This is a genomic window from Streptococcus mitis B6, from assembly GCF_000027165.1.
GTDB lineage: Bacteria > Bacillota > Bacilli > Lactobacillales > Streptococcaceae > Streptococcus > Streptococcus mitis_AR.
Window position 1 is genome coordinate 1,498,731 of the sequence record NC_013853.1, and the last position, 26,309, is coordinate 1,525,039.

Sequence of the window (26,309 nt, forward strand, 5' to 3'; positions counted from 1 at the left end):
TTTGTCACTTACTAGTATCAGTATAGCAAAATTCTCCTCTAACTGCTTAGGAAAGCCCTCTTAATCAACATAATCTAGTAAATAAGCGTAGCCTTTTTCTTCCATTTGGTCTTTGGGGATAAAGCGGATAGAGAGACTATTAATACAGTAGCGCAAGCCCCCCTTGTCCTGTGGGCCGTCCGTAAAAACATGGCCAAGGTGAGAATCTCCAACTCGGCTCCGCACTTCCATGCGTGTCATATTGTAAGACTTATCTTCCTTGTAAGTGGCAACATCTGGACTAATGGGTTGGGTGAAACTAGGCCAACCACAACCAGACTCGAACTTATCCTTTGATGAAAAGAGGGGTTCGCCAGTTGCTACATCCACATAGATACCGGGTTCAAATTTATCCCAGTAGCGGTTTGAAAAAGCTCGTTCTGTTTGATTTTTCTGAGTAACTGCATACTCCTCAGGTGACAGGGTCTTTTTCAATTCTTCATCACTTGGTTTTGGATATTTGCTGGCATCTATGACGGGATAGGCCGCCTGATTAACATTGATATGGCAGTAGCCATTTGGATTTTTCTTGAGATAGTCTTGGTGGTAATCCTCTGCCACTACGAAATTCTGCAAAGCCTCCTTTTCAACTGCTAGAGGTTGGTCGTATTTCTTAGCTACCTCATCAAAGACTTGGTTGATTACCTCTAAATCCTTGTCATCTGTGTAATAAACGCCGGTACGATACTGGGTTCCCACATCATTTCCTTGTTTATTTTTGCTAGTTGGATTGATAATGCGGAAATAATGAAGCAGGATTTCCTTGAGGGAAATTTGATTGGCATCATAAGTAACATGGACGGTCTCCGCATGACCTGTTTGGTTGATCAATTCGTACTTAGTTGTTTCCCCTCTACCATTTGCATAGCCTGAAACGGCATCTGTCACTCCGGGAACGCGTGAGAAATATTCCTCCACTCCCCAGAAACAACCTCCAGCCAGATAAATTTCGTGCAAGTCTGCATCTTTACTCACTTCTGTTTTTTTCACTGTTTTTCCTCCTTGGCTAACTGCCGCTTTCTCAATTTGCGAGCTATCTGCCTGCCCTGTATTTCGCATCAATAGAAAATAGAAACCGCTTATGGCTAGGAAAAAAATTCCTGTCAAGACAAACAATTTTACTTTATCATTCATGACCTTTCTCTACCCCATTTCTTTCAATGTTTTTAAAATCATATCCTTATCCATAAAACCAGGTTGCGTTTTGACCAGCTTTCCTTCCTTGTCTATAAAGGCTTGAGTTGGGTAAGAACGGACACCATAACTTTCCAATAGTTTGCCCGACGGGTCAATTAGAACTGGGAAATTTTTATAATCCAAGCCCTTGTACCAGTTCTTGAAGTCAGCTTCTGCTTGTTCCCCCTTATGTTCCGGTGACACTACCGTCAAGACCACATAGTCATCACCAGCATCCTTAGCAATTTCATCCGTATCTGGAAGACTGGCTAGACAGATGGAACACCAAGAAGCCCAGAATTTGAGATAGACTTTCTTACCCTTGTAATCAGACAAGCGGTAGGTCTTACCATCTACTCCCATCAGTTCGAAATCAGCAACCACCTGACCATTAGTAGCAGTTTGTGAACTGACTTGTTCTGTTTTGGATTGCTCCTTCATAGTAGATTCGTCTGACATATTTTTAGCCGAACAGGCTGCCAAGCAACAGATAGAGCCTACTCCAAGGAGACATGTTTGCCATTTTTTCATTTCTTTTTCCTCTCTATTCAAATAATGTAGTCAAAATGGAAGCATTTCCCAAAAGCACCAAGATTCCCATCACGATAATGAGGAAACCACCCACTTTTTTGAGGGTTCCTAGATAAGGATGGAGCTTTCGGAAATGTTTCAAAACATAGCTGGAGGCAAGAGCTAGAACCAAAAATGGTAGTGCTAGACCCAGCGTATAGATTAACATGATACCAGCTCCCTGCCAAGCACCTGAGCCACCTGAAGCCGCTAAGGCCAAAACAGAGCCCAGAACCGGCCCTACACATGGCGTCCAAGCAAAACTAAAGGTCAATCCCAGTAAAAATGCCTGACTACAACCGTTACCCTTTTGCCCCTTTCTCTTTAATTGTAGCCTTCTTTCCTTGTAGAGCCCCTGCAAATGTAAGACTTCCATCTGGTGCAAGCCCAAGAGAATGATAACCGCACCTGTCACATACTGAAACCAAGGGGCGTACAGCAAATTGCCTAAAAAACCAGCTCCATAACCCAGCAAGATAAAGATAAAAGAAATACCCGCTATAAAGGCCAGAGTTCGCAATAAACTAACAACTGAGATTGAAAATTTGCCACTAGAAGCCTGAGAACCATCTTTGTCATCCAACAAGACCCCTGCATAGACTGGCAACAAGGGTAAGATACAAGGAGAAAAGAAGGAAAGAATTCCAGCAAGAAAAGCACTGATAAAAAAGATAATCGTATCCATTGCCTTCCTCCATTCTTTGATTTGATAGGACTATTATAGCTCCAAAAATCAAGAAAAAACAGGGACAATGATAGGGAAAAATAGGAATTTAATCAGATTATACTTCAAAAAATAAAAAGAAGAAGGGAGACAAAAGGTGAGCTATCTTATCCCCAATGAAAATCAAAGAGCAAACTAGGAAGCTAGTTGCAGGTTGCTCAAAGTAGAGCTTTGAGATTGCTGATAAGACTGACGAAGTCAGCTCAAAACATGGTTTTGAGGTTGTAAATGAAACTGACGAAGTCAGCTCAAAACATGGTTTTGAGGTTGTAAATGAAACTGACGAAGTCAGCTCAAAACATGGTTTTGAGGTTGTAAATGAAACTGACGAAGTCAGTAACCATACAATAAGGCAAGGTGAAGCTGACGTGGTTTGAAGAGATTTTCGAAGAGTATTACTGTTTCATAGCTCACATCTAGCATAACTAAAAACAGATTCTTCCATCTATCACGGAAAAATCTGTCATTGACTTACTGATTTAGAAAAAAATTCAACCACAGCTTGCGAACCTCATCTTTGCTGGTTTCTCTGTATTTTTTTAGTTCCAAGAATGCTATTTTGACTAGTATTGGTGATGGTCTTATAACAGCGCCTCAAACTCAGCGACGGTCATTCCCAGCTGCTCACTCGCAACCTCTGAAGTCAGAAGACCTTGGCGAACCATATCTAAGAAGGCAAAGAGTTTTCCACGCTCTAAACCTTGTTCAATACCTTCTTCCCTAGCAGTTTCCAAGGCATAGTCCTGTGCTAACAAGGCTTGTTCTTCACGCATACGTAGTTGACTAAACATTTTCCTGTCCTCCTCGGACCAGCTCTTGTAGTCCAGCAGTTGGTCTGCTTGGCTGATAGCTCGCTCGGGTTGCTGGGTAAAGGGTTTGTTCCCGAAAAACTCCAACCACGGTTTGCGAACGCTATCCTTGCTGGTTTCTTTGTATTTTTTTAGTTCCAAGAACGCCATCTTGACTAGATGATTTTCTTGTCCATTGTTTGTGATGGTTAAGACCTCACCTGTCGTATCTTCGCGCATACTAAAGCTATGAAAAGCCAAATCATCTGAGAAGTAATTGCTATCCACGATAGCAATAGCATAAACTGGTGCGATGTGTTTGTAACTTTGATGTGTGTCGCCTTCTTGTTGGCGAATTTTTTCGAGATTTTGATTGACCTGACTGCACAAATAAGCCCACAGGCGATTAATGAAAAAATTCTGATGATGCACCTGAATCTCAATGATTACTTGAGTTCCATTATCCAACTCCGCCAAAACGTCTATACTGGTATAGAAATCCTGCGCCGAGTACGGCAGGGAAGGCAAGACATGAATATTGCTTCCCTCCAAAATCGTCACATTTTTTGCTGGTAAATCCAGCATATCGCGGATAAATTGACAAGTGATTTCCGGATTGCTAAAGATTTTTTTAGCCACCAAGTCATTGGTTGGGCTGATACCCGGATGTCTGAGAATCATCCTTTTCCTCCTTTTATTATATCACAGTTTTAAATCTAGGTTTACTAGATTCACTGCTACTATCTATTTATTCGGAAAAAAATGGATAAATGAAATAGAAAATAAGAAACTAGGATAGAGGATAAACGCTAAATTATCAGTAAAATTTTGAGCTTATCTGTTCTCCCTGTTTATCTGATAATAAATAAGATCCGCAAGATAGCCTTTTCTCTCTACACCATTGCTAATAGTCTTTAGATAGGACATTCCAGCCTTCTCCATGACACGACCTGAAGCTGGATTGAGACTGGCATATCGAGCTCTAACTTTTTGAAAACCTACTTGAGTAAAACAGAAGTCCAAGACATCTTTCAAGGCCTCCGTCATGATACCATGACCCCAGTATTTCTTGCCTAGCACATAGCCAATTTCACAAGAAGAATCGTTCTCATCTATTGCAACGATGCTGATATCTCCTATCACCTGCTCTGGCTTTTCTTTGAGACAAATGGCCCATTTGTAATAGTTGGGATTAGTATAGGAAGCAACCCAGTTACGAATCGAATTTCGAGTCACATCGACATCAGAATGGGGATCCCAAGTAACGTAGGTTAGATTCTCAGCAGACGAAGCCCAATTTTGAAACATGGCTTCTGCATCACTTTCCACAAATCTTCTCAAAATTAAACGGTCTGTCTGTAATGTTTGTGTACCGATTGCTTTCATGATACCACCTCACTTTCTGATAGATGATTCTCTGCCCAATCTCCATTGAAACTTATTTTACTTTTGAATTTCAAGGTAATACGCTAAAAAGGTCCACTGGACCTTCCTCGCTCACTTGTTTCCATGCTCGGGGTAAAAGGACTAAACTCAGCAACAGCTAGAAAACAAGTTTTTCATCTAGTTCCTTGACGCAGTCGCTGTCTGGTTCGAAATGCGCTCTAGCAAGCTTTTTCAAACCTAGTCATCGTTGCGGGAGTGAGACGACGAAATCGAACTCTGTGAGTTACCGAACCTACCTCTCTCACTTGTTTCCATGCTCGGGGTAAAAGGACTAAACTCAGCAACAGCTAGAAAACAAGTTTTTCATCTAGTTCCTTGACGCAGTCGCTGTCTGGTTCGAAATGCGCTCTAGCAAGCTTTTTCAAACCTAGTCATCGTTGCGGGGGTGAGACTACGAAATCGAACTCTTCGAGTTACCGATTTCTGTCTCACTCCCAAAAGTCATCAAATACGGTGATTGGTAGGTGGCGTTTGTGTTGGCCTTTGTGCCACCAGTTTTCAATAGTCGCTTGAGCTTCTGGGCTGATTGTTTTGCCTTCTAGGTAGTCGTCAATCTCTTCATAAGTGACTCCGAGGGCTACTTCGTCAGCTAGGCCTGGTTTGTCTTCTTCTAGGTCTGCCGTTGGGATTTTTTCATAAAGGGCTGGGTCTGCACCAAGTTCCTTCAAGAGTTGTTTTCCTTGACGCTTATTGAGGCGATAAAGAGGGAGAATATCCGCACCACCGTCACCAAACTTGGTAAAGAAACCTGTGATATTTTCCGCAGCATGATCTGTACCAATGACCGCTCCACTATGGGCACCTGCAAGGGCATACTGAGCAATCATACGACAACGAGCCTTGATATTTCCCTTGTTGAAGTCTGAAACAGGGCTTCCTGTCGCTTCAACAGCAACTGTCATAGCGTCAGCTGATTCCTTAATATTGACGACTAAACTGACATCTGGCTGGATGAAGGCTAGGGCTTTTTGAGCATCTGCTTCATCGGCTTGCACTCCATAAGGCAGTCGGACAGCGATAAATTTGTAGCTGTCATCACCCGTTTCTGCTCGCAGTTCTTCCATGGCTAGTTGGGCCAATCGACCTGCCAAGGTCGAGTCTTGTCCCCCAGAAATCCCTAGTACAAAAGTTTTTAGGAAGGGATGTTTTTTCAGATATCTTTTTAAAAAATCAATGGAACGACGGATTTCTTCCTGGGCATCAATCACTGGTTTGACACCCAATTCTTGGATAATCGTTTCTTGCAAACTCATTCTTCTTCTCCTTCACCAAGGGCTTCCTTTCGCATCTTATCAATCAAGTCCATCTTGTCTTGCCATACATCACGCGCCAAATCCACAGGATAATGCTGCGGATTGAGCACGCGCTTGTACTCATCCCACAACTTGTCAAATTCCTTACGAGCATAGTCCTGAATCTCAGTCAAGCTAGGCAGGTTGTAAATCAATTTCCCGTCTTTGAAGATATCCACCAAGAGAGGCACGGCATCAAAATTACGAACCGTCTTCTTGATGTAGGTATAGGTCGGATGGAACATCTTGATTTCTGTCATGCTGGCAACATCTACTCCGTCATAAGTGATGTAATCACCTTCTGACTTGCCTTTTTCACGACTGGTAATGCGCCACACCTGCTTCTTACCTGGCGTAGATACTTTTTCAGCATTATTAGACAGCTTAATGGTATTGCGCATATTCCCATTTTCATCTTCGATGGCAACAATCTTGTAAACCGCACCAAGAGCTGGCTGGTCATAGGCTGTAATCAGCTTAGTTCCCACACCCCAGACATCAATCTTGGCCTTTTGCATCTTGAGGTTGAGGATAGTATTTTCATCTAGATTATTAGAAGCATAAATCTTAGCCTCTGTAAATCCAGCCTCGTCCAGTTGCTGACGGACTTTCTTAGAAATGTAGGCAATATCCCCAGAGTCAATCCGCACACCCATAAAGTTAATCTGGTCACCCAGCTCACGCGCCACCTGAATGGCCGCTGGTACACCGATACGAAGAGTGTCATAGGTATCCACAAGAAAGACGCAATTTTTATGGGTCGCAGCATAAGCCTTGAAAGCCTCATAATCATTGCCATAAACCTGCACCAAGGAATGTGCATGGGTCCCCAAAACAGGAATATTAAAGAGTTTACCAGCACGCACGTTGCTAGTTCCATTGGCGCCACCAATCACCGCTGCGCGTGTTCCCCAGATAGCCGCATCCATCTCTTGCGCCCGACGTGTTCCAAACTCCATCAAAGGCTCATCTTCGATGACCGAACGAATACGAGCTGCCTTAGTCGCCACCAAGGTCTGGTAGTTGACGATGTTCAAAAGGGCTGTTTCAACCAACTGACATTGAGCTAGAGGGCCTTCCACCTGCACAATAGGCTCATTAGCAAAGACCAAATCCCCTTCTTGGGCAGAACGAACGGTCAACTCCAACTGGAAATTGCGAAGGTAGTCCAAGAATGCCCCATGATAACCAAGCGACTCCAAATAGGCAATATCACTATCTGAAAAACGCAAGCCTTCAAGATAATTCACAATTCTTTCCAAACCTGCAAAAACCGCATAGCCGTTCTTAAAAGGCTGTTGGCGGAAATAAACCTCAAAAACTGCCTTCTTATTGTGAATCCCTTGGTCAAAGTAAACCTGCATCATATTAATCTGGTACAAGTCCGTGTGCAATGTCAAACTATCATCTGGATACATACTTTTCCTACTTCCTTAACTAGAAACTAATGAAAATTTTCAAAAACTTTCATGTGTTCCAATAAATTAGTACTATTATAACACATTTTAGCTGGATTGAGAAAAGAGTAACAAGCTATTCTCCACTCTCCAGTTCATCCATATCTTGTTCAAACTTTTTCTGAGCCCATTCTCCATAGCTTTTCAGACCAAGATTGCCAATAAAGACCCAGGGAAGGTAAATGACATAAGTAATTGCCCAAGCAGATAGGTATTTAAGGTTCAAAGGATTGTGCTGATAAATTTCTATGTTGAATTGATAATTCTGTAACATCAATAGAGTTGTAATCGCCAAGGTTAGGAAAAAACAACCTAAAATCGTAAAATGAAAACGACTATAGTAGGTTACTCCCAGATAACGAGCACGATTGAAAAAGAACAAAATCCCTACTATCAGAGTATAGACTAGAAAATTCGGATTAAAAAGAGAGGGAGCTAATACAGCCACCAAATAGCTTAGAAGCACAAGCCCAATGAAGAGGGTAAAGGATTCCGCCCCAGCTTTATTGATTAGTTGTTCTTCTCTTTCGTCTAGTAATTGATAATGAATAAATTTATTTACCATCTTCTTCCTCCCAAAATAGTTGGTCTAGGGTTTTCCCTAAACATCTGCAAATGGACTGGCAGAGCGAGAGACTGGGATTGTATTTCCCCGCCTCTATCAAACCAATAGTCTGGCGCGTCACACCAACAGCCTCTGCCAGTTGACCTTGAGTTAAATCAAGCTCCACACGAGCTAATTTTAATTTTAAATTTTTAGCCACCTGCATCCTCCTTATAATTTTAAAAAGTTGCGCCTCTTTTCAACATCATTATATCATATATCTAACTTAATGCAATATATAAATGTCATTTTGTAAAATTTTATTAACAAAAACTCTCTACCACCTAAATGATAGAGAGTTTTCTGCTTATTCAATTTTTTTCAAAACATCTACAGCATCGTAGGATTTCACATCTAATGTCTCAGCTACGATTGTATTGTCCTCAATATCGTCTAGACAGACACAATTTGTAGGATTTAACTGGTATTTATCGAAAATCCCCTCCATACTTATGTGTGAGTCTCTCTTTGTACTATACCTTCATATTCACCTTACAGATTCTTTTGGTAATAAAATCTTTGTCCTATGTAGGGATAGTCTTGTAAGGTAAAGACTTCCTTGTAGCCATGCCTTTTATAAAAATCTGGAGCTTGAAACTGGTAAGTATTGACAAAAGCAAAACGACAGTTTCGATTCTTAGCTTCACTTTCTGCTTGTTGCAATAGTTTTGAACCGGTTCCTTGCCCTCTCAGTTCCTCTGTTACAAATAAATACTCGATTTCTAGCCAATTTCCAAAAGTCTCTGCTATCAAACCTGCCAGGAGATTGCCCTTTTCATCTTCGACATAAAGATTAAGTGGCTCACTTTCAGCCTCTTCTCTTTTTGAACGGTTATAAACACGAATCAGATTCCCTATTTCTTGTGATTTATGGGATTCCTTATTTTCCAATCTAAAGTACATCTAAACCTCCTCAAACCCTGTTACAGATTGATTATAGTCTTATTTCAATAGACTGTCAAACTAGCAAAAACTCACCAACCTGAGTTGATGAGTCCCTAATCTATTTTCTAAATTTCCACTGGCTATAAATCCCAAAACCTATAATCCAGATAGCTGATCCGATTGCTCCGACAAATGTAGACTCTTGTAAAAAGAGGGTTACAAAGACAAAGGCAAAGAAGAGCATGGTTAACGGATTTAGGAAACGATAATGGGGCATGAGATAGCCATCCGCCATAAAGTCTGGTGACTTGCGGTATTTAAGGTGAGCCACCATGATTAAGATATAAATGGCGATATAGACACCTGATGATGATGCTGTAATCAAGGCAAAGGCATCGGAAACACCTGGCAAGATATTGATAAAGGCTGCTAAGGCAATCAAGATTGCTGAAGCGATGATAGCATTTTGTGGCACGTTATGACGAGAAAGAGTATCTGCCTTAATAGCCTTTAAGAATGGATTTGGCGAATCATGGGCAATCTGGTACAAATGACGCCCTGTTGAATAAAGGGTTGAGTTAAGAGCAGATGCTGCTGACGTCAAAACGACGAAATTAATCAAGGCTGCCGCCCACTTGATACCGGCCAATTCAAACACCGTAACAAAGGGAGAATCAGCAGAAGCAAGTTCACGCCAAGGAATGATAGCCATGATGGCTAAGAGGGCACCACCGTAGAAAAAGGCGATACGCAAAGGAATTTCCTTAACAGCTTTTGGCAAGACCTGACGTGGATTTTTAGTTTCAGAAGTTGTGACCCCGATAAACTCAATCATGAGGTAGGCAAAGAAAACCATCTGGAAGGCCATGACAAAGTTCACTCCACCATTTGGGAAGAGGGAGAAATTGTCGGCGATATTAGCCAAACTTGCTACTCCATGGGGTGTCTTAAAGCCTGTCAAGACCATAAAGACTCCTGTGGCAATCATAGCTAAAATAGCCACAATCTTGACCATCGCAAACCAAAACTCAACTTCCCCAAAGAGCTTCACCGCAATCAGATTGACCAAGGCTAGAATGGTTAAAAATCCAATCTCAATCATCCAACTTGGCCAGCTAGGGAACCAGAACTGAACATAGTGAGAGATAGCAGTGATTTCCGCCATACCGATAAAGACAACAGATAGCCAGTAAGACCAAACCGAGAAATAACCCCAGCCCTTACCCAAATGGCGCGTAATAAAGTTGATAAAGGTATGTTGCTCAGGGTCTTGGTAGAGCATTTCCCCAACCGCACGCATCATGAGGAACATGAAAGCTCCCGTAATCATATAAATCAGTACAATGGAAGGACCTGTTAGGCTAATAGAGCGACCTGCTCCTAAAAAGAGGCCTGTTCCGATTGTTCCTGCAATGGCCATAACCTGCACGTGACGATTAGTCAGACCACGCTGCATCTTATTTTTTTTCTTCTTTGAACTCATAACGTCTCCAATTCAATTTAATATGGAAAAAGGAGTGAGTGAAGCGCACAGCCTCCCCACTCCTTTTTCTGTTTTTAGGCTGTTTTTTCAACCTTCAAGATTTTTACATCATAGCTACCAACAGGTGTTTCAATGGTTGCTGTGTCACCTGTTTTCTTGCCAATAAGGCTTGTCCAATTGGGCTTTCATTTGAAACCTTTCCTGCAAAGGCATCTGCACCAGCTGAACCTACAATAATATATACTTCTTCCTCGTCCTCACCAATTTCTTGAATAGTGACTGTTTTACCAATCGCTACCTCGTCTTGGGCAACTGAGTCGCTATTAACGATTTCAGCATAGCGGATTTTTGTTTCCAAGCTAGAAATTTGTCCTTCAACAAAGGCTTGTTCATCCTTAGCTGCTTCGTACTCACTGTTTTCAGAAAGGTCACCGTAGGAACGAGCAATCTTAATGCGTTCTACCACTTCTGGTCGGCGGACCAATTTCAATTCTTCTAATTCTTTTTCAAGTTTTTCCTTTTCCGCTAGGGTCATAGGATATGTTTTTTCTGCCATTTTTCTCAACTTTCTTTCGATAGTATTGAATCTCTATCTGAGATTCTCATGTTTGTAGTCTTAGTTTGAACTACTATTTTGAGTAAGCTTGCTATTGACGTGCTCAGCTACATTCCGATCATGTTCTTCCTGAGTAACTGCGTAATAGACTTTACCATCTGTAACATTGGCTACAAAGTAGAGGTTCTCACTCTTTGTTTGGTTGATACTTGCTTCAATCGCATCCTGACTTGGACTATCTACTGGACCAGGCATCAAACCAGGTTTTGTATAAACATTGTATGGTGAATTAATTGATGTATCAATTCCAGCATCGTCTGCTAGGCTAATATTTTGGCCAAGTTTCCCTTGGGCATACAAGATTGCAATATTGCTTTGAAGTGGCATACCAAGATTCAAACGATTGTAGAAGACACCTGCAATCAACTTACGATCTTCAGTCTTAGCTCCTTCTTTTTCAACAAGTGAGGCAATTGTTAGCAATTCATTAACTGTTAAGTTTTTAGACTTGATTGCACTATAGTGCGGAGTCAAGGTCTTATCCATAGCTGCCAGCATCTCATCAATCAAACTTTCAATAGTTGTGCTTTCCTTGATAGAGTAGGTCGCTGGGAAAAGATAACCTTCCAAACGGTAACGAGCTCCACTTTCTTTCGTTGGCAAGCTTTCAAGTAGGTTTGGATATTTAGCAACTTCTTGACTGATAAAGTTGTCATCTTGCACCTTAGCCAAGAAGGCTTCCGCTGTCAAAGGTTCTTTAAATTCACCTTGTAATTGGCCTACAGCTTGGGCGATTTGATCAATGGTATATCCTTCTGGAATGGTTAAATCTGCAAGTGATGGTTCTTGAGGTTCAGGAGTACCACCTTTTTGGAGTTCTTTGATGATATCCTCTGTACTCATGCTCTTTTGCAAATTGTAATATCCAGACTTCAAATCTGAATGATTCTTATATTTAGCATAAAAAGCAAAAATCACTCCGTGTTTAATCACACCAGAATGTTCAAGTGCTGATCCAATCTCTTGGACATTGGATCCTTCTGGGATTTGAACCGTTACATATTCCTTAGAATTTGCATCAACTGGTAATAAAGATGATTGAACATACTGGTAACCAAAGTAACCACCTGCTGAAATCAAGGCAAGGAAAATCAATAGAGAAATGAAGAAAGCTTTCAAATGTGATTTTTTCTTCTTAACAGGTTTAACTGTCTCACGACGACTACGACGTGGAGTTTCAGAAATCACGTCAACAGCTTCCGCTTCGACGACCGGTTCATGTCTTGGCGCTTCTGCTTGTGTCTCTTTTGGTTCTTCAGTTTTATAAGAAACAGCTACTCTTGTTGGAGTTGTGTTCAAATCTCTTTCGACCTTTTGTGGACGATTGACATCTGGTCCTGGAACCGGTCTTGATGGACTTGCTTCAGCTGGTGTAGCTGGAACATCTTGACTAGGGTGACTAGGAACGATTGGAGCTTCCTCTCTTAGTTCCTCCGCCGGTGATGCAGGCACATCTTCACTAGGATGCTGTGGAACACGTGGTGCATTCTCCATAATTTTTTCAACAGCTGATAGGGATGCATTCATCACTTCTTCATCAGCAATTTTTGTGTCAGGGACAGACAAAGCTGATTTTTTTTCATCAAGTTCAGCGGCCTCTTGACGAATCCCTTCATATTGTTTTACTTTTTCTAAATCACGTAAAATTTGCTCTTTAAAGCTTAATTTTTCGTCTTCTCTTGGCTTTTCACTCAAAAGTTTATCCTCCTCGTTGACAATCCATAATATTATATCTTAAAAACGAAAGAAAAGCAACCTAGCATGCTTTTCTGGCTTATTTTTTATACTCAATGAAAATCAAAGAGCAAACTAGGAAGCTAGCCGCAAGCTGTACTTGAGTACGGTAAGGCGACGCTGACGTGGTTTGAATTTGATTTTCGAAGAGTATTAGCTTCCCAGACCATATCATACCAAGTTTCCCCTGCAAAGGTTGACTGAGACTGGCCTTCATTGACAAATCCATGCCTTTCGTAGTAGGCGATGAGATAGTCATGACAGGTTAGATTAATGCCTTCTCTTTCGTGTTCAAGCGCCAACTCTTTCAAGGCTGTTAGTAATTTTTGACCAAGTCCAAGGCCCTGTGCTTCTTTGGCAATTGAAAGACAGGTTACAGAGATATAGCCACCAGGCTCATGACTATGGTCTTCTATCTCCTCTGTAAAGGACTGATCTTGCAGATGGCGGTGTGGTCCAACTGGTCCTTCTATATACCCCATGATTCTGCCTTCTTTTTCTGCAACCAGAAACGAGGTCTGAATTTCTCGCAAATGCGCCTCAAAAATAGAGCGAGGAATAGCCTCTTCAGCAGAGAAATTCTCTAGTTCAATCTCAACGATACGATCTAAATCTTCTAATCTTGCTTTCCTAATTTTCATTGTGCCTCCAGATAAAAGGGATTAAACCAAATCATACTAAAACCCTGGCTAGTTACATAAAGAGAAGTTTCTTCATCAATAAAACCGTTCATTTCAAAATAGGAAAGTAGCTCAGAAGGACTCTCCAAACGAAACCCTTTGTAATCCAGTTCAACTGCCACCTCTTTCAAGGCTGCAAGAAGAAGTGTTCCCAAGCCCTGTCTCTGATGGTCAGCCTCGATAACTAAAGAATGTATTTTTAGACATTGCGGATTGTCTGACTGGGGACTTGATAGAATATAGCCTAAAAGTTTATTTTCATCCCTAGCTAGAAGAAAGGTATCCGCACACTTACGGATACTTTCTTCTAAGATATGGGAAGATTGCTGCTTTTCAGCTGGAAAAGACGAGGCCTGAAGTGCCACTACCTCAGCCAAATCAGACTTGCTTGCCTGAAGGATTTTAATTGGAATTTCCATGGGAGCATCCTATTGAACATTACTTGTCAAGTTAGACAAGAGACGCTCGAATGAATATTCATAGGTTTGGATGTCTCCTGCTCCCATAAAGACATAGACAGCATTGTCATGGTCTAGGAGTGGAGAAACATTTTCAACAGTGATAACTTGGTGTTTCTTATTGATTTTATTGGCTAGGTCTTCTACCTTAACATCACCATGGTCTACTTCACGAGCAGATCCATAAATTTGCGCTAGGTAAACTGCATCCGCTTGGTTCAAAGCATGGGCAAATTCGTCCAACAGGGCAATAGTTCTTGTAAAAGTATGCGGTTGGAAGATTGCTACGATCTCTTTGCTTGGGTATTTCTGACGAGCCGCATCCAAGGTTGCAATGATTTCTGTTGGATGGTGGGCAAAATCATCGATAATCACCGTGTCATTGACAATTTTCTCAGTGAAACGACGCTTAACACCGGCAAATGTTTTCAAGTGTTCACGCACCAAGTTCAAATCAAATCCTGCTGTGTAAAGAAGACCAATAACGGCTGTCGCATTCATAATATTGTGACGACCAAAGGTTGGGATATGGAATTGTCCCAATTCTTGACCACGGAAATGAACTGTGAAGGTTGAACCAGTTGTTGAACGAAGAAGTTCGCTAGCTACAAAGTCATTACCTTCTGCTTCAAAACCATAATAATAAATTGGTGCATCAGATGTAATCTTACGCAATTCAGCATCTTCACCATAGACAAAGAGACCCTTAGTAATTTGTTTAGCATAATCGTTAAAGGCATTGAAAACATCCTCTAGACTTGTGAAATAGTCTGGATGGTCAAAGTCAATGTTGGTAATAATAGAATATTCTGGGTGATAAGGCATGAAGTGACGCTCATATTCGTCAGATTCAAAGACAAAATATTTGGCATTGGCTGAACCACGACCGGTCCCATCTCCGATTAAGAAGCTAGTATCTGTAATGTGAGACAAGACATGAGATAACATACCTGTCGTTGAAGTTTTTCCATGCGCTCCAGCAACTCCCATGCTAACAAAGTCGCGCATAAAGCTACCTAGGAACTCATGGTAGCGTTTGTAGCTAATGCCATTTTGGTCCGCATAAGCAATTTCGACGTTGTTATCTGGACGAAAGGCATTTCCAGCGATAATTTCCATATCACCGTCTAGATTCTTTTCATCAAAAGGAAGAATAGTAATCCCTGCCTGCTCAAGACCACGTTGAGTAAAGTAGTACTTTTCAACATCTGATCCCTGTACCTTATGCCCCATTTGGTGCAACATCAAGGCCAAGGCACTCATACCTGATCCCTTAATTCCGATAAAATGATATGTCTTTGACATGTTTTCTCCCCTATTCCGTAATTCTTGTCAGATTCAACTCTTGGGCCACCTGACGTTCTTGTTCTTTTTGTTGATTCTTTTTATTGTAGATTTGGCTCTTCTTCAGAAAATCATAGTTGTTTTTCTTTGGGCCTGAAGTTTCTTTTGGCTCAGCTTGAGTCGAAATATTGCTCACTTCTTCCGCCAAGATGTAATGAGACTGGGTCAATTTTTGACTATATTTAACAAATTCACCAGGATTTTCCTTTTGGAAAGGCGCGGTAGGTTGATTCCCCTGTCTATCCAAACGTTGCTGAGAAGGGCGTCTTGTAGGAGTAATATCCTTAGTCAGATAACTTGCTGAGCGTTTCTTTTTCAAATCCGCACGCGCTTCTTCACGCGCCACCTCCGCATAGCTCTTTCCTTCTTTTTTAACTCCTAAACCAGCCTTCTTAGGTTTCTCTACTGGCTTTTCAATCGGTTTTGCTGGTTTTTCTTCAGTAATAGGGGCCCACTCCAGATAATTCTTATCACGGTATTCTCCCTTGATATTACTGATAAAGTCAGATTCATCATAGAGGTCCATAACCGGCATCTCAGTCAACATGATCTCATCATCTGACACCAATGGAAATCGTTCTTCTCTCATTTTCTATTTCCTTTCAACACTTCATTATAGCGTATTGTCTTGATTTTTCAAGTGCTGGCTTCAGAAATTCCCAAAATTTCTCTAATTTCTGCTAGGCTGAGACTGCCACGTGACTCTGTTCCATCCAATACTTGTGACACCAGATGTTTCTTTTGTTCTTGGAGTTCCTGAATTTTTTCTTCAATGGTTCCCCTGGTCACTAAGCGATAAACCTCAACCGTTTCTTCCTGACCCATCCGATGGGCACGGCCAATAGCTTGCGCTTCCACCGCAGGATTCCACCAAAGGTCAACTAAAATAACCGTATCAGCACCTGTCAGATTCAGACCGACACCACCAGCCTTGAGGGAAATCAGAAAGGCATCTCTTTCCCCTTGGTTAAAGGCCTTGGTCATGTCTTGTCTTTCCTTGGCTGGGGTCGAACCGGTAATTTTAAAGGAAGTCAAGCCCAAGTCTGGCAGTTCTTGTTCAATTTTTTCCAACATTCCCTTGAACTGCGAGAAAATCAAGACACGGTGTCCACCGTCTGCCACCTGGACCAGCAGGTCTCGGAGACTATCCAGTTTGCCACTGGCTCCCTGATAATCTTCCATAAAGAGGCCAGGAGTGTCACAGATTTGACGCAAGCGCATCAAACCAGATAAAATTTCCACACGACTTCGCTGAAATTCCTGATCTGACACTTGAGCCAGACGGTCTCGCATCTGTTGCAACTGGGCTAGGTAAATAGCCTTTTGCTGGTCTTCCAGTTCATTCTTATAAACCACTTCAATCAAGTCTGGCAATTCAGTCAGAACTTCTTCTTTCTTTCGCCTCATAACAAAAGGCTTAATAAACTGAGCCACGCGCTCAGCTGGTAATTTCATAAATTCTTTCTTGCTTGGCAAAAGTCCTGGCATGACGATTTGGAAAATAGACCACAGCTCACCTAGATGGTTTTCAATAGGAGTCCCTGACAAGGCAAAGACCGACGGCACCACAAATTGTCTCAAGGTCTGAGCGATCTTAGTCTGGGCATTTTTCATGACCTGAGCCTCATCTAAGAAAAGGAAGTCAAAGGTCATCCCCTGATAAAGATCACTGTCCTGACGGAAGGTAGCATAGCTCGTCACATAGATTTGATGGCTCTCAGCAAGAATCTCTTCACGACTAGCTTTCAAGCCATGAACAACAGCTACATCCAACTGTGGGGCAAATTTCTGAAACTCATCTGCCCAGTTGTAAATCAAACCTGACGGTGCTAAAATCAAAATCCGACTTTCTTTTGTCACTTGACTGGTCAAAAAAGCAATGGTCTGCAGGGTTTTACCAAGTCCCATATCATCAGCCAAAATCCCACCAAAACCATAATGATGGAGCATTTGCAGCCAACCGATTCCCTTCTCCTGATAATCTCGTAAATCAGCCTTAACCTGAGTTGCCTGTCGAGGGAAGTCCTCTGGATGCGTCAAATCATGAGCCAGATTCTGGAATTCTTGTGAAAAAGAAACACGATCTCGTCCTTCAAAGAGATGAGCTAAACTGTAGGCCAAGGATTTCCGAGTCTGCAAGGAGCCATCTTTTAATTCAAATTGCCCCAGTTCCTGTAGGTTTTGGCGAATTTTCTTGGTTTCTTCATCGAAAAAGTAGACTTGATTAGACGAATCAATATAAAAATCTCGATTATCAACCAAGGCCTGCATGGCTTGGTCAATTTTCTCTTGGGCAATATCTTGAAAATCAAATTGGATTTCCAAGAGACCTCCCTTGGAAGCAATCTGCACTTGGGGACTCACTAGGTTATAGAGTTCTTCTAACTTGTCTGATAGGTCAACATTCCCGAGTTTTTCAAAGCCTGGAATGATTTCATGGAAGAAATGATAAACAGACTCGGCTTTTAAGGCCTGACGCAAAGATTGAAAGTCTGCTTCAAATCCAGCTGCCAAACAGACTTGGAAAATTCTTTCTTCTAAATCAGCATCACTTGAAAATGGTAATTCTTCTAGCTCTTGTCGGCTAGATACCTGCTTAGCTCCATAATCAAACTGAATTTCTAAACGAATCCGATTATCCTCTTCCCTGTCAAAGTAAAAAGAAGGCGTAAAGGTTTTGATTTGTAAACGTTCTGGAGCTGAAACTGTCCCCATCTGACTAAAAAGAGTTAAACAAGAAGCCAATTTATCTCGGTCACTACTATCAAATTGCAGGTATTTCTTTCCATGTCGATCTAAAGGCAGCGCTTTGATTTCCTTGAGAAGGCGCATCTGCTGGTCTGTTAGAAAATAAACCTGACCTTTATGGAAAAGCACAGCTCCCTGATAAAAGTCATTGACTCTTGGACTCTCACTGATTTCCATTTCAAAATAATCCGAGTATGCTGTTACTGTAAAGGCAAATAGATTGGCATCAGCATGCATATCCTGAAAAAGCAGAGTCTGGTAGCTATCCACTTGATGGTCAAATTGAAAATGGGGCAAGGTCATCAGTAAATTCACACCCTGCTCAAAAAAGGTCAGAGGGAAAAAGAGATGCCGACCTTGGTTTTGGAAAAAGAGGTCTGGTGCCAATCCTTCCTCCATTAGTCCCCGCAAGAAAGTCAGAAGTTCTTGGCTGGCTTCATCAAAGGCTTCCCAAGATAGAGACTCCTCATAAGTTTTACCAATCATATAAGGTTTTCTCTTCTCGACGACTCTTAAAAAAAGCGGAATATCCCGAATGACGTAGTATTTTTGGCTATTGATTTGCCCGATTCTCATAGTCCACAAGATATGATTGGTTCCTGCTTCGACCTGACCCACAGCCGACAACTCATAGGCTCGGTCTGATTTTGGAGATAAGATTCGTTCCAAAAATTTTCCACCCAAGGTCACCTTGGTTTCAACAGCCTCTTTTTCCTCATGACCTTCTTCCAGACTTTGCAAGATTTCCTGACCACGCTCATCATTTTTTAGAAAATGCTCCAACGCTGCCAAATGCACACAGTAGCCCCTCTTTTGGAAAAAATCGCAAGCACAAAAAACCAAATCATCCTCTAAACTATAGCGCAGTTCTTCTTCTGCAACGCGAGCGTAGAGCCGATTGTTTTTTTCCTTTATAATGTCAACCTTACCAGTTTCATAAAGGGCAACGCCTTCGATACGGACTTTCCCGGGAATCAATTTAGCCATATTTTTACCTTTACCTTATCTTTTTATTATACCATATTTTCGCCCGTGAAAATAGCCTCCCAGGAAGACTTTTCTCCTAGAAGGCTTGATTTTTAAAGTCGTAACTTCTCAAAGTAACTTCCATCTCTCTCCCAAAAGTGGAAGTTAGTCTAAGACGGATTTCCACTGATTTCACGCATTTTTCTCATACTAAAAGCTAGGTTGTGGGAAACTGGAAGTTAGTTTTAGAAGTTACCCTCTATACTATACCGGCGGCCGGGGTCGAACCGGCACGTCCTCGCGGACACTGGATTTTGAGTTCTAACTCAATGTTTTTATATCAATTAAAATAGCATGAAATCAACAATTTTACTATTTAAAAATATCTGATTTTAGCTGAATTTACCAATTATGGTATTTTTGTGGAAATTACTATATAATTCATTCATATTTTTATTAAGTACTTTCAGAACTTTATATAAAATTTTTTCAAAACCAATAACAATTTATTAAAAACGCCATTATGAATTTTACTTTCATCAATTTGGCTTAAATTCACATTTTTAATTATTAAACAATCCTTCCAGCATTCCGGAAAACCAATTTTAGTTTTTTCTATGATACTGCTAGTCATAAATTTTCTTTCAATTTCGTTAATAAAGGTATCCCACTCATCATGAATGCTTGAATTATGACAAATAAGAATTTGTTTTATTGCCAGCATATAGGCAAATAAGTCTTTATTATCTCCTTGTTTCTTCCCATACATTTTCATCTTCCGCAAAACTGGTGTATAGAATCTTGGAACACCCACATTAAAGTTACGTGCATATAATCTGCCATAATGTGCACAAACATTCCTAATAAACCATGTGGCAGAAATCCAACTTTTACTTGCAGATATAATATGGTCCTGCATGTTAGCATCATTTTTATAATAATCATTACTAAGAAACAACTCTTCAACCTATAAACTATAAAATTTATCATTCAACTGCTCAATTATTTTAGTTGTTTCTCCAAAAGTCAGCTCAGGTACAACAACCCAAAAAGGAAACTTGCAATCTTTATTACTCACATGGTGACTTATTGGAAGAGATTTAGCTTTTAATTCAAATAATCTCATTCCAATTCTTTCAATAAATTCCTGATAATCATTTTCATTTTTATAAATTGATTTATCTAAATAGCACTCGCCTTTTTGTAAATTCCCTTCATAATTGCTACATAAAGTATGGATAATAGAAGATTTGATTAACAATTCTATTTTACCAGTAAATTTCATCAAATTTTCTCTCAAAAATGAATTGAATTCATAAAGTTCAATACAATCTTGAAAAGAAAAAGTAGTATCTTCTCGTTTCGGTAAACACTTTCTGTATATTGAAAAATCATAATAATTTGTCTGAAAAAGGAACTGTTTAGCGAAAGCCTCATCAGACTCATTAATTATTACTTTAGCACCTGTTTTCTTTACTGGTCTAGCAAGCTTCTTCTTCAACTTATCAAATTCAAGAAATTCTTTCATTGAAGAGTTTTTATCAGGGGCTAGTGCATAATATTTGACAGAAATATTTTTTACCTTAATATTTTCATCAGTTGTATTCATCATTCACCCTAAAAAAAAGCCTCACAAAACTATTTGATTGATTAATCAAAGGGAGCCTTGGGAGTTCTTGTACAATTATTATATCCTAATTCCAATTTTTTGTAAACCCCCTTTCCATACCACCAAATGTAGTAGCTCCAATCTTTTTTAACCAAAAAATTCCATATATGGTGCTATTTTTAGACGCAAGAACACAAGATATAGATAGAGACCTCTAAGGTCTCTATCTATTGTGTTTTATAAGTGAAAATATTTTTTAAAGATATTTAAAAAATAATAAAAACGATTTTTAAAGTTTGGCAAAAGTCGTTACAATCCGCTGACAAACTTCTTGTAGCAGAGACTTAGGCATAGCTACATTGAGACGGGCATGGAGACTTCCTTCCTCCCCAAAATCCAAACCACGGTTAAGGATAACCTTGGCTTCATTTCTCAACAGCTCTTGCAATGTTTCATCAGTCAGGTCATAGGCTGAAAAATCAAGCCAAATCAAGTAGGTTCCTTGTGGTTTCATGACCTTGATTTTAGTCTCTTTTCCAAATAAATCTACCACATAATTAATATGGTCTTCAAAGACTTGCTTGAGTTCCTCTAGCCAATCCTTCCCATAGCGATAGGCAGCTTCTGTCGCCAAATAACCCAAGCCTGAAATTTCATGCTGATTATTGGCCAACTGACGTTTCTGGTATGCCAGTCTCAACTTAGGATTTTCAATGACTGCATAGGAATTTTTTGTCCCAGCAATGTTAAAGGTTTTAGTGGCACTACTCAAGACAATCGCAAATTCTTTAAAGTCAGGATTGATGGTATTAAAGGAATGATGCTTGTGACCAAAGAGGGCCAAATCTTGGTGAATCTCATCTGAAACCAAGAAAACACCATGTTTTTGGCAGAGTTGGCCAATCTTCTCCAACACTTCCTTTTCCCAAACACGTCCACCAGGATTGTGAGGGTTGCAAAGAATATAGAGTTTGACATCCTCTTCTACCAAATCTTTTTCAAGTTGGTCAAAGTCAATCTCAAACAGACCATCCTTTTCCACCAAAGAATTGGTAATCAATCTGCGGTTGTTCAACTTGACACTGCGGGCAAAGGGTGGGTAGACAGGCGTGTTAATCAGAACCGCTTCGCCTTCTTTTGTGAAAGCTTGAATAGCTGTTGAGATGGCTGGTACCACACCCTCGATAAAGACAAGAGCCTCTTTGTCAAAGTGGTAACCATGTTGTGTGGCTTCCCACTTTTGAACTTCCTTAATTAACTCTTCACTGGCATAGGTATAGCCATAAACCAGTTGATCTGCGTAAGTTTGCACAGCTTGACGGATTTCAGGCAAGACTACAAAGTCCATATCCGCTATCCAAGCTGGTAAGACTTCACTATCCGTTTCTGCTTCTTTCCATTTATAGGTATGGTGCCCTAAACGATTGGGCAGGCTTGTAAAATCATATTTTCCCATCTCTGTCTTATCCTTCCAAGGCTTGGCGCAAATCTGTAATCAAATCTCTAGCATCCTCAATCCCAATCGACAAGCGCAAGAGATCATCTGTCAAACCATAAGAATGGCGCACTTCTGCTGGAATATCAGCGTGAGTTTGCGTCGTTGGATAAGTAATGAGACTTTCTACCCCACCCAAACTTTCCGCAAAAGAGAAGACCTTGAGACTGTTTAAAATGTGAGGAATGCGTGTTTCATCGGCTACTTTAAAGGAAATCATGCCCCCACGACCAGTGTAGAGAACTTCCTTAACTGCTGGAGAATCCTTCAAAAAGGCAACCACTTCTTGGGCGTTAGCTGTTGAGCGCTCCATACGAAGAGACAAGGTCTTGAGACCACGAATCAATTGATAACTGTCAAATGGAGACAAGACTGCTCCTGTCGTATTGAGATTGTAGAAAAGCTTCTCGTATAGTTCTAAACTATTGGTTACAACCACACCAGCCAAGACATCATTGTGGCCTGCTAGATACTTGGTTGCTGAATGAAGAACCATATCTGCTCCATCTTCAATCGGACGTTGATAGATTGGGCTGTAGAAGGTGTTGTCCACCACCACTTTGGCACCCTTAGCATGAGCCAATTTTGCCAGTTTTTCGATATCAAATTCCAACATCAAAGGATTGGTTGGCGTTTCGATATAGAGAACGTCAACATCCTTTTCTAACTCGGCAATCAATTCTTCTTCTGTATTGGCATAGGTAAAATGGAAACGGCCTTCCTGCTCCACTTGATTAAACCAGCGGAAAGAACCTCCATAAAGGTCACGGACAGCCAAAACCTTACTTCCTACTGGAAAGACGCTAAAGGCTAGTACAATAGCTGACATCCCTGAGCTAGTAGCTAGAGCATAGTCTGCTGACTCAATAGCCGCCAAGACTTCTTCAGCCTTAGTGCGAGTTGGGTTTTTGGTGCGTGTATAGTCAAACCCAGTAGATCGACCAAACTCTGGATGCTGATAGGTCGTTGAAAAATGAAGCGGAGTCACCAAGGCTCCTGTAGCTTCATCTGACTTAATACCCGCCTGGGCCAAAATTGTGTTAATGTGTAATTCCTTGCTCATACAATTCCTCCAAATCTATAGTAACTATTGTACCACTTATTTTCATCAACTCATTTTCTTCTTTTCAAGAGCTAGTTATAGTTTCAAACTATAGACTTATACTCTTCGAAAATCAAATTCAAACCACGTCAGCGTCGCCTTACCGTACTCAAGTACAGCTTGCGGCTAGCTTCCTAGTTTGCTCTTTGATTTTCATTGAGTATTAGCTAGTAAAGCTAAAAAGAATCCAGAAAAGCTTCCAGATTCTTTTGTGTAGATGATTGCTAGTGCTTACTTTGACCTAAAGAAATCCTGTTGAACCAAATAGTCATAATGGTCTTTGTTAAATTGATACTGACCCACATGCTGACTAACCTGACCGACATCCACGGAAAAAATGTAGTTTTCATTTTGATAGTGCCAGTTCAGCCTAACTGTATTCAAGACTGTCTTATAAGTAAAATCTTGAACTTGATTCCAAGGCATCTCTACGACGTGATTAGAACGATTTTCAGTCACATCACTGATATCCATCAAGTAGATCCCCTTGGGTGTAAATGCCAGAATCTTAGGCTTCACACTCGACTGAACATAGTAGGAACCACCTATAATGAAAAAATCAATAAAGGATTTCAACCATGTCTTTTTCTTAAAAGCCATCAGAAAATTTTTTTGCCCTTCAATGTGACAAGTTGAAAGAAATGATGCAATCTGTTTTTCTGTCGCAAATTCCATAATAGCGCCCATGATGTTACCTCCATAACGATTAGTAAATAGGCAGATAAGGACTCTTCACATAGAAGAAGAACTTATCATTAGTTGCATTTTATCTTACTTTTTCAGTAGACAGCATCCCTCCTATAACATCATCCTAGCATGTGCATACTTCCGTTAACATTGGAAGAGGATTAAAAAAATAGCTTCTCACAACTTTTATCATATTCATTATATCATAAATCTAACAAACAATTTAAAAAATGTAAACACTTTTCTTCCAACTTCGCTATCATTCTATTAAAAAACGACAGTTTCTTTTGAAACCATCGTTTTTCTTGAAAAATCCTTATTTGACATGTTTTGCCAACTCTTCTTGGGCTTTTTTATTAGATTCTTCTTTTTCTTTCATCCATTTTTCTTTGGCTTTTTCATATTCGTCTTTTGTGACTGCCTTATCTTGTAATTTGAGGTATTTATATGATTCGACCCCTTTATTACCAGCCAATGAATAAGGTGATGAGAAAGGAACAGTTTTTCTCAATGTTGGTGTTCCACCCAGTGAAAGATTTGGAATCGCTAGAGAACTATCCACCAACCACGCTTGAGCATCAGCATACTTATCGTAACGTTTAGACAAATCTTGTTCTTTACCAGCTTCTTCAACCATCTTAGTATAAGTATCAATACCAGCTGCTTTCGTCTTATCATTTGGTTGACCAGGTTCAATTCCTAGATTTTGGAGAGAACCACCGCTTGATAAGCTAAGTGTATCAAGATAGCTAGAAGGATCTAGATAGTCTGCACTCCAACCACCATTATAGAGGTCATAGTCTTTTTGCGCAGCTGTCTCAGCTCTATAACCAATGCTTTCCATTTCATCAGGGCCTAACATTTGGATGTCAATAACTACATTATCAGCCCCCAAGACAGATTCGATAGACTGTTTGAATGAACTAGCTTCTTGGACACCTCTTTTAACAGTTTGGTCAACTGGCATATCCAAGTGGATTGGGAATTGAACCCCTTTAGCTTCCAATTCTTTTTTAGCTTTTCCAAAGGCTTCTTTGGCTTTGTCAACATTGTAATACGGATCCTGAGCATCATCAAATTTCATATCTTGCCATTCTTTACCATAATTGACAACTTTTGAAGCTACCATTTCACCAAAGTTCTTACCATCAGCTGAGACAAAGGTTGGTGGAACCAAAAGGTTTCTGAGAATCTTCGTTGCCCCATCTTCACCCTGAGATTGAGCTCCATAGGCTGTACGATCATAGGCAAAATTAATAGCTTGACGGAAGCTCTTATTTAGAACAGCTTCCTGAGTTGATTTTTTCTCAGCATCGCTTATTTTTGAAGTGTATTTATAAGATTTTCTGTCTAGGTTAAAATTGTAATAGTAAGAAGTCGCATCTTGCATACTGTAGATGATATTATCTTTGTATTTTTCTTTAATAGCTTCAAAACTTGAATTATTTGGGAAGAGCCTAGCATAACTATACCCTCCCTCAGTAAAGTTGCGAGCAAGGGAATCTTGATCACTACCATCAAAATAAGTCAACTTCACATCATCTACAAAGACATTTTTTGCATCCCAGTAGTTTGGATTCTTTTTATATTCCATAACAGATTTTGAAGTGAAAGCCTTGAATAAGAATGGTCCGTTGTACAAGATATCTGCAGGATCAATTTTACCAAAATCATCTCCTTTTGAATTCAAAAATTCCTCGTTAACTGGGAAGAGAATACTTGAAGTTGTTTTTGAATTCCAGTAAGGTTCTGGTTGGTTCAAGGTATATTGAACGGTTTGGTCATCAAGAGCCTTAACACCGACAGTTGAAAAGTCGCTTGTTTTACCGTTAATGTAATCATCCAAACCTGCGACGGATTCTTGCACTAAGTACAAGGCTTCTGATTTTTTATCAGCCGCATATTTCAAACCAGTGACAAAATCTTGGGCAGTAACAGGAGCATATTCATCTCCATCTGCAGTATACCATTTAGCATCTTTCCGCAGTTTGTAGGTATAGGTCAAACCATCCTGAGAAACAGTCCAATCTTCTGCCAAGGATGGCACATAGTTCCCATACTGATCATTTTCCATGAGACCATCTACAAAGTTTGTAACAACGTCAAGTACAGTCGCACGATTTTCTTTAAGATAGTTTAAGCTAGTTGGATCAGAAGCGTAAATATAACTATACGTTTTAGCTGCACTAGAAGAATTACTGCAGGCACTTAGTAGAAAACCTGCACTTAAAACGACACCTGCAAGTGTCAGATACTTGGATTTAGACTTTTTCATCTCCAAAACCTCCTGATTTAAATATTTGTCTTATTATACAACTCGAGTTTTATTTAGTCAATAGATTTTTTAAAAAAATTAATCATTACATCTACAAACTATAGAAATTATTCTACAAATTAATAAAAAAG

At 40.3% G+C, this 26,309-nt stretch carries 24 protein-coding genes and 1 pseudogene; all 25 read right to left on the bottom strand.

Annotation, left to right across the window (positions count from 1 at the left end; genetic code table 11):
- Positions 1-60: 60 nt before the first annotated feature.
- The 25 genes and pseudogenes from msrB to SMI_RS07655 all read right to left on the bottom strand — a co-directional run bounded on the left by msrB (position 61) and on the right by SMI_RS07655 (position 26,178).
- Positions 61-1,173 carry a peptide-methionine (R)-S-oxide reductase MsrB gene (msrB, locus tag SMI_RS07540; protein ID WP_000998594.1) on the bottom strand — a complete coding sequence of 371 codons (1,113 nt, stop codon included), beginning with the start codon at positions 1,171-1,173 and terminating at the stop codon, positions 61-63.
- A 9-nt stretch (positions 1,174-1,182) separates the two neighbouring features.
- Positions 1,183-1,746: a redoxin family protein gene (locus tag SMI_RS07545; protein WP_000759257.1), complete on the bottom strand. Its 564-nt coding sequence runs from the start codon at positions 1,744-1,746 to the stop codon at positions 1,183-1,185.
- A gap of 13 nt (positions 1,747-1,759) precedes the next feature.
- Complete coding sequence (gene ccdA2, locus SMI_RS07550) at positions 1,760-2,470, bottom strand: thiol-disulfide oxidoreductase-associated membrane protein CcdA2 (RefSeq protein WP_000379688.1); 711 nt, start codon at positions 2,468-2,470, stop codon at positions 1,760-1,762.
- Between the two features lie 620 nt (positions 2,471-3,090).
- Entirely contained in the window at positions 3,091-3,978 is an 888-nt protein-coding gene (locus tag SMI_RS07555) for an Rpn family recombination-promoting nuclease/putative transposase (protein ID WP_000603333.1), read from the bottom strand.
- A 153-nt stretch (positions 3,979-4,131) separates the two neighbouring features.
- Entirely contained in the window at positions 4,132-4,683 is a 552-nt protein-coding gene (locus SMI_RS07560) for a GNAT family N-acetyltransferase (protein ID WP_000643829.1), read from the bottom strand.
- Between the two features lie 488 nt (positions 4,684-5,171).
- Entirely contained in the window at positions 5,172-5,996 is an 825-nt protein-coding gene (gene nadE, locus SMI_RS07565; RefSeq protein ID WP_000058036.1) for an ammonia-dependent NAD(+) synthetase, read from the bottom strand.
- Positions 5,993-7,453 (bottom strand): nicotinate phosphoribosyltransferase, encoded by a 1,461-nt coding sequence (locus SMI_RS07570; RefSeq protein ID WP_000283131.1) that lies wholly within the window; start codon positions 7,451-7,453, stop codon positions 5,993-5,995. Before SMI_RS07570 ends, nadE begins: the two co-directional genes overlap by 4 nt.
- A gap of 115 nt (positions 7,454-7,568) precedes the next feature.
- Positions 7,569-8,057, bottom strand: coding sequence for a DUF6773 family protein (locus tag SMI_RS07575; protein WP_000247412.1), 489 nt, complete (start codon positions 8,055-8,057; stop codon positions 7,569-7,571).
- Positions 8,047-8,256, bottom strand: a complete 210-nt coding sequence (locus tag SMI_RS07580; protein WP_001107500.1) for a helix-turn-helix transcriptional regulator — start codon at positions 8,254-8,256, stop codon at positions 8,047-8,049. The genes SMI_RS07575 and SMI_RS07580 overlap by 11 nt, the downstream gene beginning before the upstream one ends.
- A 147-nt stretch (positions 8,257-8,403) precedes the next feature.
- Positions 8,404-8,544 carry a hypothetical protein gene (locus tag SMI_RS10580; protein WP_012972554.1) on the bottom strand — a complete coding sequence of 47 codons (141 nt, stop codon included), beginning with the start codon at positions 8,542-8,544 and terminating at the stop codon, positions 8,404-8,406.
- A gap of 44 nt (positions 8,545-8,588) precedes the next feature.
- Positions 8,589-8,999 (bottom strand): GNAT family N-acetyltransferase, encoded by a 411-nt coding sequence (locus tag SMI_RS07585; protein WP_000273897.1) that lies wholly within the window; start codon positions 8,997-8,999, stop codon positions 8,589-8,591.
- Positions 9,000-9,099: 100 nt separating this feature from the next.
- Positions 9,100-10,464 (bottom strand): amino acid permease, encoded by a 1,365-nt coding sequence (locus tag SMI_RS07590; protein WP_000095650.1) that lies wholly within the window; start codon positions 10,462-10,464, stop codon positions 9,100-9,102.
- A 146-nt stretch (positions 10,465-10,610) separates the two neighbouring features.
- Positions 10,611-11,020: pseudogene (greA, locus tag SMI_RS07595) on the bottom strand (transcription elongation factor GreA); the annotation flags it as partial.
- Between the two features lie 60 nt (positions 11,021-11,080).
- On the bottom strand, positions 11,081-12,775 hold the full coding sequence (gene mltG / locus SMI_RS07600) for an endolytic transglycosylase MltG (protein WP_001291437.1): 1,695 nt from the start codon (positions 12,773-12,775) through the stop codon (positions 11,081-11,083).
- 122 nt (positions 12,776-12,897) lie between these two features.
- On the bottom strand, positions 12,898-13,455 hold the full coding sequence (locus SMI_RS07605) for a GNAT family N-acetyltransferase (protein ID WP_000702238.1): 558 nt from the start codon (positions 13,453-13,455) through the stop codon (positions 12,898-12,900).
- Positions 13,452-13,913 carry a GNAT family N-acetyltransferase gene (locus tag SMI_RS07610; RefSeq protein WP_000405300.1) on the bottom strand — a complete coding sequence of 154 codons (462 nt, stop codon included), beginning with the start codon at positions 13,911-13,913 and terminating at the stop codon, positions 13,452-13,454. The genes SMI_RS07605 and SMI_RS07610 overlap by 4 nt, the downstream gene beginning before the upstream one ends.
- Before the next feature lie 9 nt (positions 13,914-13,922).
- Entirely contained in the window at positions 13,923-15,257 is a 1,335-nt protein-coding gene (gene murC / locus SMI_RS07615; protein ID WP_000048094.1) for a UDP-N-acetylmuramate--L-alanine ligase, read from the bottom strand.
- A gap of 10 nt (positions 15,258-15,267) precedes the next feature.
- Positions 15,268-15,885, bottom strand: a complete 618-nt coding sequence (locus SMI_RS07620) for a hypothetical protein (protein ID WP_001206453.1) — start codon at positions 15,883-15,885, stop codon at positions 15,268-15,270.
- Positions 15,886-15,932: 47 nt separating this feature from the next.
- The gene (locus SMI_RS07625) at positions 15,933-19,031 is read right to left on the bottom strand and encodes a DEAD/DEAH box helicase (RefSeq protein ID WP_001096278.1); all 3,099 of its coding nucleotides are present in this window, start codon (positions 19,029-19,031) and stop codon (positions 15,933-15,935) included.
- A gap of 445 nt (positions 19,032-19,476) precedes the next feature.
- The gene (locus SMI_RS07630) at positions 19,477-19,929 is read right to left on the bottom strand and encodes a hypothetical protein (protein ID WP_012972557.1); all 453 of its coding nucleotides are present in this window, start codon (positions 19,927-19,929) and stop codon (positions 19,477-19,479) included.
- A 48-nt stretch (positions 19,930-19,977) separates the two neighbouring features.
- Positions 19,978-20,619: an Abi family protein gene (locus SMI_RS07635; protein ID WP_001098291.1), complete on the bottom strand. Its 642-nt coding sequence runs from the start codon at positions 20,617-20,619 to the stop codon at positions 19,978-19,980.
- A gap of 289 nt (positions 20,620-20,908) precedes the next feature.
- A complete protein-coding gene (locus SMI_RS07640; RefSeq protein ID WP_000521356.1) occupies positions 20,909-22,075 on the bottom strand; it encodes a MalY/PatB family protein in 1,167 nt (388 codons plus the stop codon).
- A gap of 7 nt (positions 22,076-22,082) precedes the next feature.
- On the bottom strand, positions 22,083-23,177 hold the full coding sequence (locus tag SMI_RS07645; protein WP_000031976.1) for a cystathionine gamma-synthase: 1,095 nt from the start codon (positions 23,175-23,177) through the stop codon (positions 22,083-22,085).
- 270 nt (positions 23,178-23,447) lie between these two features.
- Complete coding sequence (locus tag SMI_RS07650; protein WP_000500941.1) at positions 23,448-23,903, bottom strand: hypothetical protein; 456 nt, start codon at positions 23,901-23,903, stop codon at positions 23,448-23,450.
- A gap of 316 nt (positions 23,904-24,219) precedes the next feature.
- Positions 24,220-26,178, bottom strand: a complete 1,959-nt coding sequence (locus SMI_RS07655) for a peptide ABC transporter substrate-binding protein (protein WP_000748895.1) — start codon at positions 26,176-26,178, stop codon at positions 24,220-24,222.
- Positions 26,179-26,309 lie beyond the last annotated feature (131 nt).

Excerpts from the sequence above, each read along its gene's own strand:
- msrB (WP_000998594.1), bottom strand. The coding sequence starts at position 1,173 with ATGAATGATAAAGTAAAATTGTTTGTCTTGACAGGAATTTTTTTCCTA.
- SMI_RS07545 (WP_000759257.1), bottom strand. The coding sequence starts at position 1,746 with ATGAAAAAATGGCAAACATGTCTCCTTGGAGTAGGCTCTATCTGTTGC.
- ccdA2 (WP_000379688.1), bottom strand. The coding sequence starts at position 2,470 with ATGGATACGATTATCTTTTTTATCAGTGCTTTTCTTGCTGGAATTCTT.
- SMI_RS07555 (WP_000603333.1), bottom strand. The coding sequence starts at position 3,978 with ATGATTCTCAGACATCCGGGTATCAGCCCAACCAATGACTTGGTGGCT.
- SMI_RS07560 (WP_000643829.1), bottom strand. The coding sequence starts at position 4,683 with ATGAAAGCAATCGGTACACAAACATTACAGACAGACCGTTTAATTTTG.
- nadE (WP_000058036.1), bottom strand. The coding sequence starts at position 5,996 with ATGAGTTTGCAAGAAACGATTATCCAAGAATTGGGTGTCAAACCAGTG.
- SMI_RS07570 (WP_000283131.1), bottom strand. The coding sequence starts at position 7,453 with ATGTATCCAGATGATAGTTTGACATTGCACACGGACTTGTACCAGATT.
- SMI_RS07575 (WP_000247412.1), bottom strand. The coding sequence starts at position 8,057 with ATGGTAAATAAATTTATTCATTATCAATTACTAGACGAAAGAGAAGAA.
- SMI_RS10580 (WP_012972554.1), bottom strand. The coding sequence starts at position 8,544 with ATGGAGGGGATTTTCGATAAATACCAGTTAAATCCTACAAATTGTGTC.
- SMI_RS07585 (WP_000273897.1), bottom strand. The coding sequence starts at position 8,999 with ATGTACTTTAGATTGGAAAATAAGGAATCCCATAAATCACAAGAAATA.
- SMI_RS07590 (WP_000095650.1), bottom strand. The coding sequence starts at position 10,464 with ATGAGTTCAAAGAAGAAAAAAAATAAGATGCAGCGTGGTCTGACTAAT.
- SMI_RS07605 (WP_000702238.1), bottom strand. The coding sequence starts at position 13,455 with ATGAAAATTAGGAAAGCAAGATTAGAAGATTTAGATCGTATCGTTGAG.
- SMI_RS07610 (WP_000405300.1), bottom strand. The coding sequence starts at position 13,913 with ATGGAAATTCCAATTAAAATCCTTCAGGCAAGCAAGTCTGATTTGGCT.
- murC (WP_000048094.1), bottom strand. The coding sequence starts at position 15,257 with ATGTCAAAGACATATCATTTTATCGGAATTAAGGGATCAGGTATGAGT.
- SMI_RS07620 (WP_001206453.1), bottom strand. The coding sequence starts at position 15,885 with ATGAGAGAAGAACGATTTCCATTGGTGTCAGATGATGAGATCATGTTG.
- SMI_RS07625 (WP_001096278.1), bottom strand. The coding sequence starts at position 19,031 with ATGGCTAAATTGATTCCCGGGAAAGTCCGTATCGAAGGCGTTGCCCTT.
- SMI_RS07630 (WP_012972557.1), bottom strand. The coding sequence starts at position 19,929 with ATGCAGGACCATATTATATCTGCAAGTAAAAGTTGGATTTCTGCCACA.
- SMI_RS07635 (WP_001098291.1), bottom strand. The coding sequence starts at position 20,619 with ATGAATACAACTGATGAAAATATTAAGGTAAAAAATATTTCTGTCAAA.
- SMI_RS07640 (WP_000521356.1), bottom strand. The coding sequence starts at position 22,075 with ATGGGAAAATATGATTTTACAAGCCTGCCCAATCGTTTAGGGCACCAT.
- SMI_RS07645 (WP_000031976.1), bottom strand. The coding sequence starts at position 23,177 with ATGAGCAAGGAATTACACATTAACACAATTTTGGCCCAGGCGGGTATT.
- SMI_RS07650 (WP_000500941.1), bottom strand. The coding sequence starts at position 23,903 with ATGGGCGCTATTATGGAATTTGCGACAGAAAAACAGATTGCATCATTT.
- SMI_RS07655 (WP_000748895.1), bottom strand. The coding sequence starts at position 26,178 with ATGAAAAAGTCTAAATCCAAGTATCTGACACTTGCAGGTGTCGTTTTA.